Annotated in this window: 24 protein-coding genes; 12 read left to right on the forward strand and 12 right to left on the reverse strand. The window is 30.5% G+C overall.

The window, feature by feature from the left end; all coding sequences use genetic code 11:
* Positions 1 to 4: 4 nt before the first annotated feature.
* The 10 genes from VJY32_RS10485 to VJY32_RS10530 form a co-directional block, all read right to left on the reverse strand.
* Entirely contained in the window at positions 5 to 874 is an 870-nt protein-coding gene (locus VJY32_RS10485) for a sulfite exporter TauE/SafE family protein (protein ID WP_353677867.1), read from the reverse strand.
* On the reverse strand, positions 864 to 2,513 hold the full coding sequence (locus VJY32_RS10490; protein WP_353677868.1) for a S41 family peptidase: 1,650 nt from the start codon (positions 2,511 to 2,513) through the stop codon (positions 864 to 866). The genes VJY32_RS10485 and VJY32_RS10490 overlap by 11 nt, the downstream gene beginning before the upstream one ends.
* A 17-nt stretch (positions 2,514 to 2,530) precedes the next feature.
* Positions 2,531 to 3,163 (reverse strand): dTMP kinase, encoded by a 633-nt coding sequence (tmk, locus tag VJY32_RS10495; RefSeq protein WP_353677869.1) that lies wholly within the window; start codon positions 3,161 to 3,163, stop codon positions 2,531 to 2,533.
* 2 nt (positions 3,164 to 3,165) lie between these two features.
* A complete protein-coding gene (locus VJY32_RS10500) occupies positions 3,166 to 4,077 on the reverse strand; it encodes a CdaR family protein (RefSeq protein ID WP_353677870.1) in 912 nt (303 codons plus the stop codon).
* Positions 4,078 to 4,142: 65 nt separating this feature from the next.
* Positions 4,143 to 4,793, reverse strand: coding sequence for a BMC domain-containing protein (locus VJY32_RS10505; protein WP_353677871.1), 651 nt, complete (start codon positions 4,791 to 4,793; stop codon positions 4,143 to 4,145).
* Between the two features lie 7 nt (positions 4,794 to 4,800).
* Complete coding sequence (gene eutM, locus VJY32_RS10510) at positions 4,801 to 5,082, reverse strand: ethanolamine utilization microcompartment protein EutM (protein ID WP_353677872.1); 282 nt, start codon at positions 5,080 to 5,082, stop codon at positions 4,801 to 4,803.
* 67 nt (positions 5,083 to 5,149) lie between these two features.
* Entirely contained in the window at positions 5,150 to 5,590 is a 441-nt protein-coding gene (gene ruvX / locus VJY32_RS10515; protein ID WP_353677873.1) for a Holliday junction resolvase RuvX, read from the reverse strand.
* Between the two features lie 15 nt (positions 5,591 to 5,605).
* On the reverse strand, positions 5,606 to 7,801 hold the full coding sequence (locus tag VJY32_RS10520) for a RelA/SpoT family protein (protein WP_353677874.1): 2,196 nt from the start codon (positions 7,799 to 7,801) through the stop codon (positions 5,606 to 5,608).
* Positions 7,802 to 7,855: 54 nt separating this feature from the next.
* Complete coding sequence (gene upp / locus VJY32_RS10525) at positions 7,856 to 8,482, reverse strand: uracil phosphoribosyltransferase (RefSeq protein ID WP_353677875.1); 627 nt, start codon at positions 8,480 to 8,482, stop codon at positions 7,856 to 7,858.
* Between the two features lie 2 nt (positions 8,483 to 8,484).
* Positions 8,485 to 9,846 (reverse strand): FAD-dependent oxidoreductase, encoded by a 1,362-nt coding sequence (locus VJY32_RS10530; protein ID WP_353677876.1) that lies wholly within the window; start codon positions 9,844 to 9,846, stop codon positions 8,485 to 8,487.
* A 301-nt stretch (positions 9,847 to 10,147) separates the two neighbouring features.
* On the opposite strand from VJY32_RS10530, the gene VJY32_RS10535 reads away from it, so the two are divergent.
* The 12 genes from VJY32_RS10535 to VJY32_RS10590 all read left to right on the forward strand — a co-directional run bounded on the left by VJY32_RS10535 (position 10,148) and on the right by VJY32_RS10590 (position 18,645).
* Positions 10,148 to 10,843: a Crp/Fnr family transcriptional regulator gene (locus VJY32_RS10535; RefSeq protein WP_353677877.1), complete on the forward strand. Its 696-nt coding sequence runs from the start codon at positions 10,148 to 10,150 to the stop codon at positions 10,841 to 10,843.
* A 117-nt stretch (positions 10,844 to 10,960) separates the two neighbouring features.
* The gene (locus tag VJY32_RS10540) at positions 10,961 to 11,182 is read left to right on the forward strand and encodes a DUF2249 domain-containing protein (protein ID WP_353677878.1); all 222 of its coding nucleotides are present in this window, start codon (positions 10,961 to 10,963) and stop codon (positions 11,180 to 11,182) included.
* Positions 11,183 to 11,209: 27 nt separating this feature from the next.
* Positions 11,210 to 11,998 carry a DUF2249 domain-containing protein gene (locus VJY32_RS10545; protein ID WP_353677879.1) on the forward strand — a complete coding sequence of 263 codons (789 nt, stop codon included), beginning with the start codon at positions 11,210 to 11,212 and terminating at the stop codon, positions 11,996 to 11,998.
* A gap of 6 nt (positions 11,999 to 12,004) precedes the next feature.
* A complete protein-coding gene (locus VJY32_RS10550; protein ID WP_353677880.1) occupies positions 12,005 to 13,270 on the forward strand; it encodes a hypothetical protein in 1,266 nt (421 codons plus the stop codon).
* A 3-nt stretch (positions 13,271 to 13,273) separates the two neighbouring features.
* The gene (locus VJY32_RS10555) at positions 13,274 to 13,582 is read left to right on the forward strand and encodes a metal-sulfur cluster assembly factor (RefSeq protein ID WP_353677881.1); all 309 of its coding nucleotides are present in this window, start codon (positions 13,274 to 13,276) and stop codon (positions 13,580 to 13,582) included.
* 7 nt (positions 13,583 to 13,589) lie between these two features.
* Positions 13,590 to 14,045 carry a cbb3-type cytochrome c oxidase subunit I gene (locus VJY32_RS10560; protein ID WP_353677882.1) on the forward strand — a complete coding sequence of 152 codons (456 nt, stop codon included), beginning with the start codon at positions 13,590 to 13,592 and terminating at the stop codon, positions 14,043 to 14,045.
* On the forward strand, positions 14,045 to 14,275 hold the full coding sequence (locus tag VJY32_RS10565) for a 4Fe-4S dicluster domain-containing protein (protein ID WP_353677883.1): 231 nt from the start codon (positions 14,045 to 14,047) through the stop codon (positions 14,273 to 14,275). Before VJY32_RS10560 ends, VJY32_RS10565 begins: the two co-directional genes overlap by 1 nt.
* Before the next feature lie 692 nt (positions 14,276 to 14,967).
* Positions 14,968 to 16,386, forward strand: a complete 1,419-nt coding sequence (locus VJY32_RS10570; RefSeq protein WP_353677884.1) for a nicotinate phosphoribosyltransferase — start codon at positions 14,968 to 14,970, stop codon at positions 16,384 to 16,386.
* Positions 16,383 to 16,925, forward strand: a complete 543-nt coding sequence (locus VJY32_RS10575; RefSeq protein WP_353677885.1) for an isochorismatase family protein — start codon at positions 16,383 to 16,385, stop codon at positions 16,923 to 16,925. The genes VJY32_RS10570 and VJY32_RS10575 overlap by 4 nt, the downstream gene beginning before the upstream one ends.
* A 19-nt stretch (positions 16,926 to 16,944) precedes the next feature.
* Positions 16,945 to 17,295: a DUF488 domain-containing protein gene (locus tag VJY32_RS10580; protein WP_353677886.1), complete on the forward strand. Its 351-nt coding sequence runs from the start codon at positions 16,945 to 16,947 to the stop codon at positions 17,293 to 17,295.
* Between the two features lie 95 nt (positions 17,296 to 17,390).
* Positions 17,391 to 17,987: a DUF6448 family protein gene (locus VJY32_RS10585; protein WP_353677887.1), complete on the forward strand. Its 597-nt coding sequence runs from the start codon at positions 17,391 to 17,393 to the stop codon at positions 17,985 to 17,987.
* 343 nt (positions 17,988 to 18,330) lie between these two features.
* Entirely contained in the window at positions 18,331 to 18,645 is a 315-nt protein-coding gene (locus VJY32_RS10590) for a cupin domain-containing protein (RefSeq protein WP_353677888.1), read from the forward strand.
* A 58-nt stretch (positions 18,646 to 18,703) separates the two neighbouring features.
* Here VJY32_RS10590 and der read toward each other — a convergent pair whose 3' ends face one another.
* Both der and VJY32_RS10600 read right to left on the reverse strand, forming a co-directional pair.
* On the reverse strand, positions 18,704 to 20,017 hold the full coding sequence (der, locus tag VJY32_RS10595) for a ribosome biogenesis GTPase Der (protein WP_353677889.1): 1,314 nt from the start codon (positions 20,015 to 20,017) through the stop codon (positions 18,704 to 18,706).
* Between the two features lie 8 nt (positions 20,018 to 20,025).
* Positions 20,026 to 20,877, reverse strand: a complete 852-nt coding sequence (locus tag VJY32_RS10600; RefSeq protein WP_353677890.1) for a hypothetical protein — start codon at positions 20,875 to 20,877, stop codon at positions 20,026 to 20,028.
* Positions 20,878 to 20,883 lie beyond the last annotated feature (6 nt).

Genomic DNA, 20,883 nt, shown 5'->3' on the forward strand with positions numbered 1-20,883 from the left:
AACCTTAAAATATATTTATGTTTAATCCGTCAGATAAACCCTTTAATATCATTCTTATTGAAAGATAACCAGCAATTGCTGTAAAAATCAATTTTATAATTTTACTTTTGAATCTATTCATTATGCTGCTTCCAAATGTAGCCCCAGCAATTGTTCCAAGTGCGACTGGTGCAACATAATGAGGGTCAACAGAACCGCTTAAAAAATAAAGTGTAGCACTTGCTGCAGCTGTCACCCCTATCATAAATTTGCTTGTAGCCACAGAAACTTTCATAGGCACTTTCATTAAACTGTTCATAGCTGATACTTTGATTATTCCACCGCCAATTCCAAGTAAACCTGAACCAATACCTGCAAGTAATGAAACAAAACTTCCACTTAGAGGATTGTGCACAGCATAATCAATTCTTTTCTTCAGAGCAGCATCGTAGTATGAATCTTTAATTCCAATTATATTTTCAAGTTTTTTTTCAGGATTAAGTTCTGAATTAAATTCATTTAAGTCATCATTCGAACGCGTTAAATAGGAATAAACAGCCATTGAAAATACAAGCAACCCAAATATCACGCTTAAAATCCAGCCATGTAAAATTAAAGCTAACAAAGCTCCCATTAATGCACCGAGTGTTGTAAAAACTTCAAGAAACATTCCTAATTTAATATTTGTAATTTCCTGTTCAACATATTTATGTGCACCGGCTATTGAAGTAGCAATTACAGATATTAAACTTGCAGCAATTGCATTGTGGATTGGTACTTTATAAATTAGAGTTAAAGCTGGAACGATTATTATTCCACCACCAATTCCAACAAGGGAGCCCAATAATCCTGCAATTACCGAAATTAAAAAAAGAAGTAATATATTAATGAACATTTGCACTCAAAAATTTATTATAGATTTTAGGATTATTCAAAATTGATAATGCCGTTTCAAATTGATTATCGTGTTTTAATGATTCTAAAATTCTTCCTATTCTTCCTATAGTTCTTGCTGCTAATTCTTCTTTTATCAAACTTATAATTTCATCTTTGAATTTATCGATTTCTTTAGAATTATTTTCTGCAATTTGATGTTTAGCATTTTCAAGTTGTTCGATAAATTTTTCGCCAAGATTTTCATCTTTAGCTAATTGCTTTAATTGTTCAATTAATTTTTCAGTAGGTGATACAAATTGAAAACTCTGTTTTTCAACATAATTCTTAAATTCTTTTAACAAATAATTATCAGAAATTTCATTGAGATTCATTGATGAATTATTATTATAAAGATAAGTAGCAAATTTGAAAAACATACCATCGGCAAGTAATCTCTGGATTAATATTGATTTTGATTTATTATTCACAATTGAATCTGGTGTAATGCCCCCGGCTGAAAGCACTTTTCTTCTGTTATCAGTTTGAAATTCTGTTTGTTCTTGAGTTGAGCTTTTTTGCAAAACTTTATTTTTATCCGAGTAATTAATTTTCTGAATACATCTCCCGCTTGGAGTATAGTAACGAGCTGTAGTAATTTTTAATGATGTATTAAATGAAAGCGGAATAACTGTCTGAACCAATCCTTTACCAAATGAATTTGTTCCAACAATTACAGCTCTGTCATGGTCCTGAACTGCACCTGCTACAATTTCTGATGCTGAAGCCGAACCTTCGTCAATTAATACTGCAAGTCTTGGAGATGATGCAATTGGCTCTTCCTGAGAAAAATACTTTTTGACGTTTGAACTATCTCTTCCTTTAACAGTAACAATTAACTGACCTTTTGGCAAAAATTTTTCACAAACATCAATTGCTGCATCAAGCAAACCACCTGGATTTCCTCTCAAGTCTAAAATTATCGATTCAATTTTTCTTTGTGATTTTAATTCAAGGAGAGCTTTCTTTACTTCATCTCCTGCAGCTCTTGAAAATCCACTTAATTTTAGATAAACATTATTCGAATTTTCCGGGATAAATCCATAGAATGATAAATTTTTTATTTCAATTTCTTCACGTATCAAATTAAAAGTTAAGTCTTCATTAACTCCTTCTCGCCTAATAGTAATTTTAACACTCGTTCCAGGTTCTCCTTTTAACAGATTACTAAGAGATTCATAATTTTCTTTTGTAACCGGAGTATCATCTACTTTAATAATTATATCTCCAATTCTTAATCCCTGTCTTTGAGCTGAATATCCTTCAATTAAATCAACAATTGTAACATTTTCATTTCTTAAACCAACAGTTGCACCAATTCCGCCATATTTCCCTTTTGTTATTATATCAATATCTTTTTGATGGCTGTCATCAATAAAATTTGTATATGGGTCTAATGATTCAAGCATTCCGGAAATTCCGGCAAGCATAAATTCTTCAGGATCAATTGGGTCAACATAATTAAGAGCTACTTCTTTGTATACTCTTCCAAAAATATCTATGCTTTTATTTATTTCGAAATAAAAATCTGAATCATGTCTGATGAAGCCAGAAAAGATTAAAATAAATGCTATTGCAAAAAATATTTTACTTCGGTTCATAGTTATTTACCTTCAAATCATTTAACACTTTCTAAATATTTAATTATTATATTATGAATTTCTTCTATTGAAAGAAGTCCATCAATTTTTTTTATTCTACTTTCTCTTTCACAAAGATAAAGATAACCATTTCTTACTCTTTCATAGAACTGAATTTTTCGTAAAGTAATCCCATCGGGAGATGTTTCAATTCTATCAAGCTCAATATTTTTTACTTTTGACATTCTATTTAATACTTCTTCTACAGGAATATCAATAAAAAAAGTAATATCAGGAATAGCATTGCCGATTACAAATTTCTGAAGCTGTATAACAAATTCGAGTTGTAAATTTCTTCCAAAAGCCTGATAAGCAATAGATGAATCATGAAATCTATCTGATATTACATAATATTTTTTCTGAAGATATGGCAAAATGATTTCATGAACCAGTTGTGCACGACTTGCTGCAAATAACAACAACTCTGTTTCATTTTTCATGCTATCATTAATTCTATCAAGTAATATTTTCCTTATTTGTTCAGAGATAGCGGTTCCACCAGGTTCTCGAATTACAATTACATTTTTATTTTTTTCTTTTAAGTAATTTTCTAAAAGTTTAACCTGAGTGGATTTACCGCAAAAATCTAATCCTTCAAATGTTATAAACATATTTAGTATTGTTTAATTACGAATTCAAGTTTTTTTGGTTTTACATCAAGCAATTTAGTGAATTCTGGGATTTCGATAACCGGTTCAATCATATTTTCTTCACTTCGAATAGCTTCCCAGTAATCGACATAAACTTTAATGCTGTCGTTAGTAAGTTTGCCAAGACGATTAATTCCACCCCTTAAAATTACACTAACTTTACCGGGATAAAGATTTAATTCTTTTGAAGGAGGCACATTTCTAATTTCAACAAATAAATCATCAAAAGCTCTTTCTACTATTTTTTGAACATCAAACTCAATTTTGCATTTATTTATTGAAAAATTTACACCATTAATACTCTTCAAATTAATTTCATGTACAATTTTCTCATTAACATTATTAAAAACAACAGAATCTGTTTCAATATAATTTATATTTTGCAAAATGCTTGCAGGACCTGATATTTCAACTTCGCTTGGAGTCAACACAAAATCTGAAACCAAATCATAATTCTCTGCAAAATTAATTTTAATATTAGGCTTTATAGAAACTTTTTTTGTAACTGTCTTATCGATTTCATATTCAAAAATTGGAGGGGATATTTCAAGAACATTAAAAGCAGAAGTAAGCCAGAGATTATTCTCAATTTCATTTCTCAAATCAACTCTAAATTTTCCGATTCTATGATGAGCAGAAACATAGAATGAATGTTCCCCTGTTAAAATCAATTTTGCCAATTCCCATCCTTTAGCTTTTACTTTCAAGGTAATTTCTGGATCGGATATATAGTTCGGAGAATAATTTTGTGGCAAATCTATTAATTCAACTGGCACAGTAATGATTTCGACATAATATTCTGAAAGAGTAACAGAACCCCAGAGTATTAATGAAAATATTATTATAAATGTTATTGGAATAATTTTATTCTTCATACACTAAATATAAAAAAAACTCCACTATTGTGGAGTTAATAATAGTTTTGCCTTTTAGAAATTCATTATCTGATTTGATTAAAATATGCAATGAGTTCTTCTCTATTTGCGCGGGAAATTTCTCTCCCTTTTATCGGAAAATTTTCATAGCTACGTGCAAGATGACGTAATTTATGAACATTAAGTTTTGAAAGTTCTTCTTCTGATGGAACTTCTTTTACAGTTGTCATTTTTATTTCATTTTCAGATTCTGTTCTTGATAATTCTTCAACAGCTTCTTTTTTTAATTCTTCAAGTCTGGACTTAGCTTCTTCATTCTCAGTTTCTTTCTTTTTTTTCTTAATTCTGTGAATTTCTTCAGCAGAATCTTCTTGGTCAAATAATGTAGGATTACTAAAAACTTCTTCTGTTGTATTACTTTTTTGTTCAGAAGAATCTAATTTGTTAAAAGAATAAATAATATCTTCAAGCTGGTCATCAGGGCGAGGAATAACATGAGCAGAAATTAACTGGCTTACACGCTGAGCGGCTGCTGCACCTGCTTCTACTGCTGCTTGAACCGCTGCTACTTCACCAACAATTTTAACAGTTACCAATCCTGCGGATATTTTTTCTTTACTAACTAATTTTACATTAGCAGTTTTGACCATTGCATCAGCAGCTTCGATAGCACCAATTAATCCTTTTGTTTCAATTAATCCTAGTGCTAAGTCCATAATTTAATTATTTGGGACGTTTTGGCAGAATCAATTCGACATCAGAATGAGGGCGTGGAATAACATGAACCGAAACCAATTCACCAACACGTTGAGCTGCTGCGGCACCGGCATCAGTTGCAGCTTTTACAGCTCCAACATCACCTCGAACCATAACAGTAACATATCCACCACCGATTGTTTCTTTACCGATTAATTCTACTTTTGCTGCTTTAACCATTGCATCGGCGGCTTCAATTGCCCCGACCAATCCTTTGGTTTCGATCATTCCGAGTGCATCAAGTGTCATAAGTTTGCTCCCAATATTGATTAATTTTTCTGTTTCAAAATAGTTTTTATAGTTAAAAATGTCAATTTCATTTATTTGCTATTGAAATCTCTCGTAAATAATCTTCCAGAAGAACTGCAGCAGAATTTTTATCGAGCAATCCTTTCTCTCTTCTTTTCTTTCTTGATGATACTGATTCTACAATTCTTTTTTTTGCAATTATAGAAGAATATCTTTCATCGACTAATTCTACGGACAACTGAAATTTTTTTTCAACTTCCTCTTTGAATTTTTTTATCAATGGAAATATTCGTGATTCTGCTCCGCTTTCTTTAAGTGGATTACCCAGAATTATTTTTTTTACATTGTAATTTCGAATAATCTTCTCTAATTCTGTCCACAAATTTTTATTATTCTCAATTGTTATAAGAGGATATGCAAAAATATTTAGTGGGTCTGTAATGGCTAAACCTATTCTTTTTTCACCATAATCAATTGCCAAAATTCTTGCTTCATTTTGTTGATTCATAAATTTATCTTTTGTTTAATGTTTATGGGAATCAAATCTTTCAACAGAATAAACCCCATTTATTTTTTTAAGCCTATCAATAAGTTTATTTAAGTGGTCCAAATCTTTTACATAAACGGTTATTGTTCCTTTAAAAATAGAATCTTCTGCACTCATGTTGACTGATTTAATATTCGTATTATCATAATTTGTAATGCAATTTGAAATATCTTTAAGAATTCCAGGTACATCCTCCCCTTTAATAATTAATCCCGCAATAAAGTAAGCACCATCTGCTTTAGGCCAAGTTACAGGCACCAATCTTTCATCACCTGCTTGAAGTTTATCAATTAAATTCTTGCAATTTTTTCTGTGAATTTTTATTCCTTCCCCTATTGTTACATAACCAATTATTGGATCTCCTGGAATTGGATTGCAACATTTAGCATAACTAATTGCTAAACCTTTTTGTTCACCTTCAACTACTACTCCGCCAGCTGTAAATCTTGCAATGTCTGCAAATTTATCAAAAGGTAATTCAATTGATTGCTTTTGCTCCTGTTCTTCTATTGGTTTGAGTACTTCATCAAGATTAACTTTATTTTCTGCAACAGCTTTGTAAAAACTTCTAATGTTATCAAATTTTAATTTGCGTGAAATTTTTACAATCTCATCAGGTGTGAATGTCTGGTTCAATTTCTTTGATTTTTTTTCGAATAATTCTTTGCCTGCTTCAACTAATTTTTCTTCTTCTTTATTTAAATATTTTCTTATATGATTTCTTGCTTTTTGCGTTTGAACAAACTGTAGCCAGCTTTTATTTGGATGTTGATTCTTAGAAGTAATAATTTCAACCATATCACCGCTGTGAAGCTTTGTATCTAATGGAACAATCTTTCCATTAACCTTTGCTCCTATACATTGGTCACCAATATTGCTATGAATCTCATAAGCAAAATCAACTGGAGTCGAATTAACAGGAAGACGTTTCAGTTCACCTTTTGGAGTAAAAACATAAATTTCATCCTGATATAAATTCAGTTTGAAACTCTGTAATATTTCTTTCGTTGCTTCATCTTTAGATGCATTTTCAAAAATATCTCTTACCCAGCTGACCCATTCTTCAAGTTCTTTGTCTGTTGTTGTAATTTCTTCTTTGTATTTCCAGTGAGCAGCAACACCTTTTTCAGCAATTTCATGCATCTTTCTGGTTCTTATTTGAATTTCTACCAATCTTCCTTCCGGTCCGATAACTGTTGTATGGAGTGACTGATAATTATTTTTCTTTGGTACAGAAATAAAATCTTTAAATCTATCAGGAATTGGTTTGAATAATTCAGTTACAATTCCAAGAGCAAGATAGCATTGATTTTTATCTTCTGTTTCAAGAATAATCCTTATTGCAAGAATATCATAAATTTGTTCAAATGGTAAATTTTGTTTAATCATTTTTCTGTAAATACTGTAAAGATGTTTAGGACGGCCACTAATTTCAAAAACTAAATTTTCTTGTTTTAATTTTTCTTCGATAGGTTTAATCACCTTACCGATAAAAGCTTCCCGTTCTTTTCTTGTATCATTAATTTTTTTTGCTAAGCTGTCATATGCTTCGCGATTTAGATATTTGAATGCAAGATCCTCCAATTCCCACTTAATAGCACCAAGACCAAATCTATGCGCAAGAGGAGCATATATTTCTTGAGTTTCTTTTGCAATTCTTCTTTGTTTTTGTGGAGAAACAAATTCAAGTGTTCTCATATTATGAAGTCTATCGGCAAACTTTACAATAATTACACGAACATCTTTAATCATAGATAAGAGCAATTTTCGATAATTTTCTGCTTTCCTCTGGTCTTCAGTTTTTAGAATTTCTTGATCCTTGAACAGTCCTCCCATCTTTGTAACACCATCAACTATTTCTGCTATATCCTTACCAAATTCTTTTTCAATAAATTCAAGTTTTGTATCCGAGTCTTCTACTACATCATGCAATAAAGCACTTACCACAGAGACATCGTCCAGAGGAATTTCACGGGCTACAATCATTGCAACTTCGTATGGATGATAAAAGTAAGGTTCCCCCGAAGCGCGAAAATCATTTTTATGACACTCATAACTGAATTGAAATGCTTTACGTATCAATTCTTCATTTACCAGACGCAGATTTTCTTTGCAAACAGTTAGCAATTCATTTAGCATTCGTTGATGTTTGATTCTTACTGCAGTTTCCATAATAAATTATTTTTAAATTCCACTCATTATACAATCACCAATCCATGAAGTTCATTAAAAAGTTCCAAAAGTTCTATCTCCTGCATCACCCAAACCTGGCAATATGTAACCATTATTATTTAGTTTGCGGTCAAGTGCTGCAGTATAAATTAATATTTCAGGATGTTCATTATTCATTTTTTCTATTCCTTCTGGAGCAGAAATTAAGCAAGCTAAGATACATTTTCCAGCCTTATTTTTTTTCAAATAATTAAATGACGCAACAGCACTTCCACCTGTCGCAAGCATTGGGTCTAGTAAAATTGTAATTGATTCATCAAGATTGTTTGGAGTTTTATAATAATAATCAATTGGCTTTAAAGTTCTCTCGTCACGCTGAAGTCCAATATGTCCAACTTTTGCTTCCGGTATCATCTTTAAAAATGAATCAACCATACTTAACCCTGCTCTCAAAACTGGTATTAAAACTACAGGATATTTTAATCTGTAACCTTTAGTTTTTTCTAATGGAGTTTCTACTTCATATTCTTCCAGTTCAAAATTTTTTGATATCTCAATTGCAAGAGAAAAAGAAATACGACTTAAAGCATATCTGAATTCTGCAGGTTGAGTATTCTTATCTCTTAAAATTGAAACATCTCTTTTAACAAGTGGATTATCAACAATAATTAAATTATTCATACTTATTCCTTATTAATTTTTCTTCCAAGGATAGATAATAAATTGATAAATGGTGAAAGAGGAGGGGTATAGTTAAATTGAATGTTGGATAGTTCACTTATTTTTATGTTATTCTGAATAAATGACGAAATCAAATCTGCATAACCAGCAACTTCTCTGTCGCCAAGGAAGAATGCCCCAAGAATTCTTTGAGAATATTTTTCGAATAATATTTTACCAAAAACTTTTCTTGAATGTGGCATTACTTTAATTATATTATTAGCAGTTGCTGTAACAGATGTAAAATTATATTTGTTATCATGCGCTTCTTTTGAATTAATTCCAACATAAGAAAGATAATTATCAAAAATTTTTACAGCAGCATTTTTAATTACGGGTTTTGCATAAACATTTCCACCTGCGGCATTTTCTCCGGCAATATGGCCATAATTATGTGCTATTGTTGCAAGAGGGATATAATCATCTTTTCCTGTTATTTTATTTTTTACTTCGATATTATCACCGGCGGCAAAAATATTATAATCCGAGGTTCTCAGTTTTTGGTCAACTTTGAGTCCACCAAATCTTCCAATTTGCAGAGATGAAGATGCAGCCAAAAAGTTATTTGGCACAAAACCAATTGCTAATAAAGCCATGTCAAACTCAAATTGCCAGCCTTTATATTGAATAGATTTGAACTTATCATTTTCACTTTTGAATTTAACATCAACTGCATCACCGAGAAATTCGATTTTATTTTCTTGAAGAATTTCTTTAATTAAGTGAGAAATTTCTATATCTGCTGCTGGCATCGGCAAGTTTTCTTTTTCAAGTATTGTGACTTCATAACCAAGCGTTTTAAATGATTCCGCTGCTTCAAGTCCAATATAGCCAGCTCCAACAATTAAAACTTTCCTGACATTATTTTTTTCCAAGTAACTTTTAATTGATAAATAATCTTTTACATTTTTCAGAGTAAAAACATTTTTTAGATTTTTAGATAAATCAGGAAGAAATTTCGAAATAGAACCTGTGGCAAGTATCAACCTGTCATACGGTTGTTCATATCTTTGATTTGAAATTTTATTAAGAACTGTAATAGTTTTTTTCTTTCTATCAATTTTTTCAACAAAATGATTTAGATAAACTTTAACACCTTTTTCCTTTTCAAAAGTATCCTGATTATAAAATACAATTTCTTTCCAATCATTAATTTCATTTGATAGGACATATGGCAGTTCACATGTTCCAGTTGAAATGAATTCTCCTGCTTCAAACATTATTACATTGGAATCAGGAGAAGTTCTTTTTGCTTTTGCTGCAGCTGCTGGACCGGCAGCATTTCCACCAACAACTATTATGTTTTTTGCTCTATTCAATATCATTTATAATAATTTTGACTAAAATATAACCATTTTTCGAATGATTTTTCTAAGAGATTAAAATTAATCAATCAAAGAAAAACTATTAAAAGTAATTCATATAAAATAGAAAGAATAATCACTTGTGATGCTATAAAAACTTTTCTCTTAAATTAAATAAGAGAATATCTTATAAGTTACCAAAAAGTGTATTTCTTAAATAAACTTTGCACGATAATTCGTATTGTAATGATTGGAACTTTATTTTCTCATATTACTTTTTATTTTCAATAATTTTATATTAAGTAAAAAAGTAAAATAACAAATGCAAAGCAATTATATAGAATCAGCAGATACCCTTAAAAATATTCCTATCTTTTCCGAACTTAGCATTGAACAGTTAAGAATGATTATGTCAATTTCTAAATTAGAAAGATATCCAAAGCATTCAATCCTTTTTATGGAAGGAGATGCATATAAAGGATTCTTTATTTTATTGAAAGGATTGGTTAAAGTATTTAAAAGTACTGCTGATGGAAATGAACTTGTAATCCACATTATTAAACCATTTAATATTTTTGCGGATATACCACTATTTGAAGGTACAAATTATCCAGTCAGTGCAGAAGCAATTGAAGAAAGTTTAGCTATTTTTATTCCAAAAGATAACTTTCTTGAATTAATACGAAATGAGCCTGATATAGCACTGAAAATGCTTGCTGGATTTGCAAAAAGATTAAAATCATTAGTAAATCAACTTACAGATATCTCATTAAAAGAAGTCCCTAACCGTCTTGCTAAATACTTACTTAAAGAAATAAAGGCAGCTAAGACAGAAAACTTACCTGAGCCATTCATAAAACTTACTGCACCTAAATCAACAATTGCTTCATACCTTGGAACAGTTACAGAAACCTTATCTCGCGCTTTTAAGAAACTTCAAGATGAAGGAATTATCAGAGTCAACGGAAAAATTATCTTTATAAGTGATATCAAACGATTAAAAGATTTAGCAAAATAATCTCTTTCTTTCCTGCCAATACTATTCTCAAAAATAAATACCAAATCTGACTTAAGTCAAAGAAATCAAAATGAACTAACAATAAATTTGTATTAAAAAAATAAAGGAAGAATTTTAATGAAAGAACTTGATATTCGTCCAGTCCCTGTTAGAGAAAAACATCCAACAATTTTTGCTACTTTTGATGCACTTAAAAGTGGTGAAGGATTTCAATTAATAAATGACCACGACCCAATGCCATTATATTATCAGTTTAATGCTGAAAGACCTAATCAGTTCAAATGGGAATATGTAGAAAAAGGACCGGGAGTTTGGCGAGTAAATATTTATAAACTATAAATATCTTATATTATGATAACTAAGGAGATGAAAATATCAGAGGTGCTTTCAAAGTATCCTGAAACTATTGATGTATTCATGAAAGTTAGTCCTCATTTTAGAAAGTTGCAGAATAAATTATTGAGAAAATCATTAGCGAGCAGAGTAACTGTTCGGCAAGCTGCTTCAATTGCCGGAGTCGAGTTAAATAAACTTTTATTCGAATTAAATAAAGCGATTAATAAAGAAGTTTGTTTTAATAACGAAACACTGAAAGAAGAAATGGGACCAACAATTATGGGAAAACCTGAACACTTATATTCAGTCCCGCAAGAGAAAATAATTCAACTTGATGTTAGACCGATTATTAATTCTGGGAAAGACCCTTTTCTTGATATAATGAGCAAAGTAAAAAATCTGAAAGATGATGAAGTACTTTTAATAATAAACTCATTTGAACCTATTCCACTTTATACTGTTCTTGGAAATAAAGGATTTAATCACTGGACAGAAAAAATTGATGATGCTTTTAAAGTTTACTTTTTCAAAAGTGGAACAACGCAAAAAAATTTAGAAACAGAACAAAAGACTGAAATAAATTTATCTAATTATGAAAAAATAATTGAGCTCGATGTTCGCGAACTTCCTCCACCTGAACCAATGATGAAAATCTTAGAAAAACTTGCTGATGTTGATGATAAAACTGTTTTGCTTGTTCATCATCATCGTGAACCAATGATGCTTTATCCCAAACTTGAAGAAAGAGGATTTAAAGCAATTGCAAATAAAATGGAAGAGAATTATTACAAAGTTGTGATTTTTCAAAAAGAAGAATAAGATTGTATGAATCAATCGACTTCAATAGCGAGTTCATATTCGCCGCCATTCAGAATCGTTGCAAAATATTTTGTTGCAGCTATTGTTTCCTTTGTCTTGATGAATTTTATGTTGCTAATAAATTATCAGGATATAAACGGCCATCATTTTCAACCAAAGATTCTTTCAATTACACACATTGCAACACTTGGATTTATAACGATGATAATTTTTGGTGCAATGTTTCAATTAGTTCCTGTTGTTCTGGAAGTAAAACTTTTCAGTGCCCTTCTTGCTGAAATTCAATTCTGGATTTATTTGGCTGGCATAGTTGGATTAGTTTATAAGTTCTGGCATTTTGGTTCGAGTTTATCTTTCACACTACCAGCAATTTTCTTAAATCTTGCAATGTTCATTTTCGCACTTAACATTATTGCATCAATGACAAAAGTAAAAAGCTGGAACTTGACCGGGACTTTTCTTGCATCTGCAATTTTTTGGTTGATTATTACTGCAATTGCTGGAATTCTATTAGCAATGAATCTTGATCATCCATATATAAAAATTGATCATTTACAATATCTGAAATTGCATGCAAATGTAGCTTTTATTGGCTGGGTCACAATGGTTGTAATGGGTGTAAGTTTTAAATTGATTCCAATGTTTACATTATCTCACGGTTATAAACTCGAATTAGCAAAATGGGCTTTCGGACTGATTAACTTTGGTTTACTTGGAATTAATTGGATTATGCATTATCCCGATACAGGAATTTATATTTTGATTTTTGGTACTGCAATTTTTAATGGATTGATTCTTTATCTTATACAGATTTATATCATATTCAAAAAAAGAATTAGAAAAAAACTTGATATAGGTTTGAGATTTTCTATCATTGCTTTTACAATGCTTGGTATATCGACACTGCTTGGATTTTCTTTTCTGTTTTTTGATTATGAAAGTGTTACAAATCTGACCTTGATTTATGGTTTTATGATTATTGTTGCTTACATCTCAACATTAATAGTTGGTCAAATGTATAAAATTGTTCCGTTCCTCGTTTGGTATCATAAGTACAGTAGTAAAGTTGGAGCTGTAAAAGTTCCAATGTTAAAAGATATGTTCAGCGAAAAATTAGCTGAGTACAATTTTTATCTGATGTTATGTGGGATTGTTTTTACTGTCATTGCACTTTTATTTCAAATTAATTTGATTCTTCTATTTGGCTTTAGTTTACTCTTCATTAGTTCAGCGGCTTTCTCATTTAATATGTATAAAGTTTTCAGGAGTTGATTTATGATAATAAAAGAAATTACAAAAGAACAGGTGCTCGATATTTTAAGAACAGTTATTGATCCAGAGATAGGAATCAATATTGTTGATCTCGGTTTAGTCTATGATATTTCTATTACAGAACAATCGGTTGATATAACGATGACATTAACAACCCCAGGTTGTCCAATGCATGGAAGTATTACTGATTGGGTTCAGCGAATTGTTTCATTGACAATTCCTGATAGAACTGTTAATGTTTATCTCGTTTGGGAACCAATGTGGACACCGGATAAAATGTCTGACGAGGCAAAACAACAATTAGGTATGTGAGGAAATTATGTTCAGTACTGTAAGATATTTCATTAAAACAAGTGTGATTTTTTTAATCATCGGAATTTTGAGCGGACTTTATATGTCAATTTCAAAATACATTTTTAAGATTGGTTATAGTCAGGAATTAATTTCTGCTCATACTCATTTAATTCTTGTTGGTTCTGTAATGATGATGATAATGGGAGTTGCGCTTTGGTTTTTCCCCCGGGCAGATAAAGATGACAAAAGATATAATCCTGATGTGATTCTTGCATCATACTGGGTAATGACTGTCGGAACAGCATCGAGATTTATTTTTCAAGTTGCAGCAAATTTTTTCTTTTCAGATTTAATTCCTTATCTGATTGCATTTAGTTCTGTACTACAAATAATTGCAATGATTTTATTTTTCTATTCAATGTGGGGAAGAATAAGACCTGTTGGAAGTCACACTCGTGAAGCTAAAGGAGAAAAGTTTTAATGTCAATGATAATAACAGAAGATTGTATCAATTGCAGAGCCTGTGCTGTTGAATGTCCAGCAAAAGCAATTTATGAACCTGGTAAAAACTATGTATTAAATGGTTTATTGCATAATCCCATTTCTGAAGAACATTTTTTTATTGTAACTGAACTATGTGATGAGTGTTCTGGATTTAATAGAATTAATTGTATTGTTGTTTGTCCAATGGATGCAATTAAGAAAATATAAATATTGATTATTTGATGATAAAGAATGACTTCTGGCAATGTGTAAAAAATCTTTATAAGATAAATGAACTCCTCCCCTGCCCTTTCTCTTAAAAAAGGCTGTGTGAAAATACAAATTGTAATACAAGCTTTATCTTGTTTATTTAAAAAATACATTCACAATATTTTTAGCGAAATAAATTTCGTTTTACAACTATTCCACAATCTCTTCGCTCTGAATTTTTTCTATGTTTTTCTTTAATCATTTAGAATGATTCCATCATTTAAATGATTTTTACTTTTTTAGTCATTCTGAGTAGTCTCCCTTAGGCGGATAACGAAGAATCTTAAAACCAATTCTTCATTTCAAAGATATTCTTCGCTTTTAGACTTTGCCGTAATTCAATCATTATAGAGAACTCTCCCTTTATCCCTCTCTTAAAAAGAGACTGTGTGTAAATACCAAATGCAATGGGAGACATATATAACTTATTGCTAAAAATATAATTACAGTCAGGTAATTAATTAGCGTTTCAATTGATAAATCGTTCTTTTTTGATCAAAAATGTTTATTTACTTTCACTTTGCTCAATAAATAGGATTAACTTTAATTTACATAAAAATCTATTTCCAGAAAAAAGTTTTGATTATGCATATAATGAAATTATTTTCTTGATTTTATATTTTTAATAAAAATAATTTATTATGAACAATATGATAGACAATTTAGGGTTATATCTCGATTACTACGAACTAACAATGGCTCAAGGTTATTTTTTGAGCGGAAGAGGAAACCTTCAAGCGAACTTCGATTATTTTTTTAGGAACAATCCCTTTAATTCCGGATATACAATTTTTGCCGGGCTTGAGGACCTTCTTGAATTAATTGTCAATTTCACATATAGCAAAAGTTCAATCGATTATCTAAGAAAGCAAGGATTCAAAAGTGAATTTCTAGACTACCTAAAAAATTTTAAATTCACTGGAAAAATTTATTCCGTTTCAGAAGGAGAAATAGTTTTCCCATATGAACCCATTATCAGAGTTGAAGGGAACATAATTGAAACTCAACTGCTCGAATCTATACTATTGAATGTAATTAATTTTGAATCACTCATTGCTACCAAAGCTCGCAGATTAAGATTTTCTGCAAAAGAAAGAAAGCTGGTAGATTTCGGATTAAGACGTGCTCAAGGTTTCGCTGCTATTTATGCAAGCAGAGCAGCTATAATTGGTGGCATTGATGGCACTTCTAATGTACTGAGTGCCTTTTTATATGATTTAACACCAACTGGAACATTAGCACATTCGTGGATTCAAAGTTTTGATAACGAACTTACTGCTTTTAGAAAGTTTGCCGAGCTATATCCAAACAATTGTGTTTTACTTGTAGATACATACGACACATTAAAAAGTGGTGTTCCAAATGCAATAATCGTTGCCAAAGAACTAGAACAAAAAGGATATAAACTTTCTGCAATTAGATTAGATAGTGGTGATTTAGCTTATCTTTCTAAAAAAGCAAGAAAAATGCTAAATGATGCTGGCTTGAACTATGTTAAAATTATTGCTTCAAATCAGCTCGATGAATATTTAATTAAAAGTCTTATTGAACAAGGGGCGCCAATTGATGCATTTGGTGTAGGAACAAGCTTAATTACCGGGCAAAAAGATGCCGCTCTTGATGGAGTATATAAAATAACTTATGTAGATAATAAACCAACCATAAAATTATCTGAAGACTTAGCAAAAGTAACACTACCTGGAAAGAAAAAAATTATAAGATATTTTAATGGAGAAGAAAAATTTTATGCTGATGCAATCATTCTTGAAGAGGAAGTTGATAACGAAATTGATATGATTTTTCATCCCCATAGTCCCAATAAAAAATGTTCAGTTAAAAATCTTAAAAAAGAATTAATCATTTCAAAGGTTTTTGAAAACGGTGAAGTAATTTTAAAACATAAATCAATAAAAGAAATTTCAGAATATTTACAATTTAGATTTTCTCAACTCCCGGTAGAACACAAACGATTTGAATACCCGCATATTTATAAAGTAGGCATCAGTCAAAAATTAATGGAACTAAGAGATAAATTAGTCATGAATAAAGACAAGGAGGATTATAGATGAAAGCATTATTCATAGTTGATTTACAAAATGATTTCCTCCCAAATGGGGCACTGCCAACTCCAAAAGGGAATATTATTATTCCAGTTCTAAACAAAATTATGGACAAATTTGATTTTGTATTAGCATCAAAAGATTGGCATCCAGAAAATACTATTCACTTTGAAAAATGGCCTGTGCATTGCGTTCAAGGAACTTATGGAGCCGAAATTCCAAAAGAATTAAATTCAGAAAAAATTCACAAAATATTCTTAAAAGGCACCGGTAATAAAGATGATGGTTATTCTGCTTTTGAAGCAACTAATGAAAATCTTACTGAATTTCTAAAATCAAATAATATTGATGAGCTTTTTGTTACTGGATTGACTGCAGAATATTGTGTAAAGCAAACAGTATTAGATGCTTTAAAAAATGGTTTTAAGACTTATGTAATCAGAGATGGAATAGAAGGAATTTATCAACACGAAGGTGATGTTGAAAATGCATTTACTGAAATGGAAAAAGCTGGAGCCGTAATTTTAACATCTGATAAAATATTCTGACAAATACAAGATAAATATCATGATAAAAGTAAAACGCGTTTATGAAAAACCATCTAAAAATGATGGATTTAGAATCCTTGTAGATAGATTATGGTCAAGAGGTTTAACAAAAGAAAAATCTAAAATTGATTTGTGGCTTAAAGAAATTGCACCAAGCAATGAATTAAGAAAATGGTATAATCATGATTCGAAAAAGTGGAATACATTCAAAGAAAAATATCATGAAGAATTAAAAGAGAAACAAGAACTACTCGAACAAATAAAAAAATTAGAAAAGGAAAAAGGTACCATCACACTTCTTTTTTCTTCAAAAGAAATAGAACATAATAACGCAGTTGCTCTTTCTGAAATACTCATCTCTTTTAAATAAATCAAAATAGTTCTGACTTAAGTCAAAGATTTAATCTATTAAAGAATCTATATTTGATTAGAGTTAATCTTAAAAATTAACTAATGAGTGTAATTATGACATCGAAATTAAAATTTTCAGCTGTGTTATTTTTAGCATCATTCATTTTCATATTTATTAGCACAGCTTCGGCTCATTGCGATTCAATGGAAGGTCCGGTTGTTAAAGCAGCAAAGAAATCTCTTGAAACCGGCAACATCAATTATGTTCTTATCTGGGTTAGAGCAGAAGATGAACCAGAAATTAAAGCAATGTTCGATAAAGTGATTAAAGTAAGAACACTGAGTTCAGAAGCAAAAGAACTAGCTGATATGTATTTCTTTGAAACTGTTGTAAGAGTTCACCGGATGGGAGAAGACGAGCCATACACTGGACTAAAATCTGCGGGTTATCTTCCAGCAGAAGGTATAGAAGCAGCGGATATAGCAATTGAAAAAGGAACAGTTGAAAACATTTTGAGCCATCTGGATAAGAATTATCATTCTAAAGTAAAAGAATTATTTAACAACCTTCAGTCCAAGAAAAATTATGATGTAAATGATGTTAAATCTGGAAGAGAATTTGTTGCTGCTTATGTTCATTTCATTCATTATGTAGAAAATATTTTCAATGATAAAGAGGTTAATGATTTGCATAATAATCATAAACACTAATTATAAACCCGATTTATTTATTAGACTTTGCATTGCTGAAAAATATTGAGAATTACGGTGTTAAAAAAATTGTAAATCGAAGCGTTTGCTTCGATTAAAAAACTAAAATAATCATTAATACAGTGCTTTGTGTTGTAAGATATAATCCCCATTTGTGTAATAAAATTTATTGAAAGCATCTTACGCTATATTTTATAAGGAGTAACGAGAATTTATATTTTCATTATTTCTAATGTATAGCAATTGAAAACTTTAACAGTTACTTAAAAATAGGCTACAAGCATCTGACAAATTTGCTTTATTCTAATTAATAATTTGGGATAAATAAATTAAGGATAAAATTATGTCTGACAACATTAAACATGAAAATATAAATGATGCTATAGAATATCAGAACAATGCGATTGTAAGCAAACAAATTATAAAAAAATCTAATGGCAATATAACACTCTTTGCATTTGACAAAGATGAATCTTTAAGCGAGCATACTTCACCATATGAGGCATTTGTTTATGTTGTAGAAGGAGAAATGGAAATTACAATTGGAGGTAATCCTTATAATTTAAAATCCGGTGAATTTATTATTATGCCTTCAAACATTCCTCATGGATTAAAAAGTATTATTCAATCTAAAATGCTGCTTGTAATGATTAAGTAGTACAATAAAAAATCATGCAACGAAAAGAACCATCTGCGCATTAATCATTTAGAAAAATTTACTTTTCCTTAAATGATATTGTCATCGGTACCCCTTCAAAACCAAAGTGTTGACGAATTAATCTTTCAAGAAATCTCTTATATGATTCGGGTATGTATTTATGCTGATTGGCAAAAAATAAGAAGATGGGATAATGTTCGCCTACCTGAGTTATGTATTTTATTTTTATTTCTTTTCCTGTTGGAGTAGCCGGCGGAGGAGTTTTAAGAATTTCTGGAAGCAGTATTTCATTTAATTGATTTGTCGGAATTTTTTTCTTTCTTTCTTCATGAATTTTTTTAGCCAGGTCAATAAGTTTATAAATTCTTTGTTTTGTCAAGGCCGAGATTGTAATGATGGGAACATAATCAACTGTCTTCATTTTTGCTTTAATTGCATCTTCGTATCTCTTAGCTGTATTAACATCTTTTTCTATTAAATCCCATTTATTAATTGCAATAATTAATCCTTTTCTTCTTCTAACAGCTTCTTGAATTATTCTCTGGTCTTGATTTTCCAGACCAAGTTCTGCATCAAGAAGAAGAACAGCAACATCACAGTCCCACAATGCTCTGTAAGTTCTAACATTGGCAAAAAATTCTACGTTCTCTTTAATTTTTGATTTCCTTCTCAATCCTGCAGTATCTACAAGAACAATTTCTTCTCCATAATATTTCAGTATAGAATCAATGCTGTCTCTTGTAGTTCCTGGAATATCAGTTACAATTGTTCTATCATAGCCAAGCAAAGCATTAACAAGAGAAGATTTACCAACATTTGGCTTGCCAATAATTGCAAGACGCAATCTATAATCTGTTTCTTCTTTTTCTTTAGGAAATGTTAAATGACTTTGTAAATCATCCAGAAAATCGCCAAGATTTCTTCCATTTAAAGCTGAGATATCATAAATCTTTTCAATTCCAAGAGAATAAAAATCATTTTTACGTGATGTCATCTCAGGTGCATCAGCTTTATTTACAAGTAAATAATATGGTTTGGTTGTCTTACGAATCATATTGGCTATTTCTCTATCAAGTGGTGTCAAACCACTTTTACCATCAACCACGAAAAGAATTGCATCAGATTCTTCAAGAGCGATTTTGATTTGCTCACGGATTGCTGATTCAAAAAGGTCTTCAGAATCAGGTACAAATCCGCCTGTATCGATTAATCTAAAATGTTTACCGTTCCATTCAACATCACCATAAATTCTATCTCTTGTAACTCCAGCAATATCATCAACAATCGACTTTTTAGTCTTTGTCAATCTGTTGAATAATGTTGATTTGCCAACATTTGGTCTGCCAACTATAACAACTACAGGTTCTTTCATATAACTTCTTAAAATGTGTATTGCAAATTTAATTGAGGATAATAAATTGTTCTAAAACCAATTTCATCTTTTTTCAATTGAGCAGACATCTGCAATTTTCTATTATATCTGCTTGTGCTCCATGCTGCATCTACTGCACTTATTATATGATTGGTAATAATTATTAAAACTGCTTTATATGCAATATTATAAAAATCATTTGCTTTACCGCGCTCATGTGAGTAATAAAGAAAATTTGGAGTAAGCGGGTCGCCATAATTGAAAGGAGTATGTTCATCACCAAAATCATCCCAGCCAACATTAAATTGAGGATATTTACCAATCATTTCATAATATTGCTGGTCACCAAATGGAGCAAGATGATGAGAATAATAACCGCCAATTGCATTTTCGAGACGATTAAGCTCTTTCCAGTTTACCGAACCATCTGAATTAAAAATTCTGAAATCATTAGGATTAACCTGCGGATTAATTTTTGTAGCATTAGTAATTGTCCACAAAGCATATCTTTTGACATTCCAGTGTTCATTGGCAAATCTCTGGAAATAATCTGTCTGGTCATCACCTTTTTTATCATAAATTAATCCAACAGTAATTGCTGTTGCTTCAATAGCAATAAAAATTGCACTTTTAATGTAACTTTTTGAATAAAACTGTCCCACACCCGGAACTGCAAATGATAACACAGCACCAAGCAAAGGAGATTTTTTATTTAAACTGTTGTCCCCTGTTTTCAATTCTTGCTTAAAAGAATTATCAAAAGAAATTTTAGAGTCAACTTTTAATAAACCAGTTAAACTCTCTTGCTGTGAAAAAATTATTGATACACTTAAAAAAATCATCAAAAGAATCTTTTTCATTTTATA

This window comes from Rosettibacter primus (genome assembly GCF_036860675.1).
Lineage (GTDB): Bacteria > Bacteroidota > Ignavibacteria > Ignavibacteriales > Melioribacteraceae > Rosettibacter > Rosettibacter primus.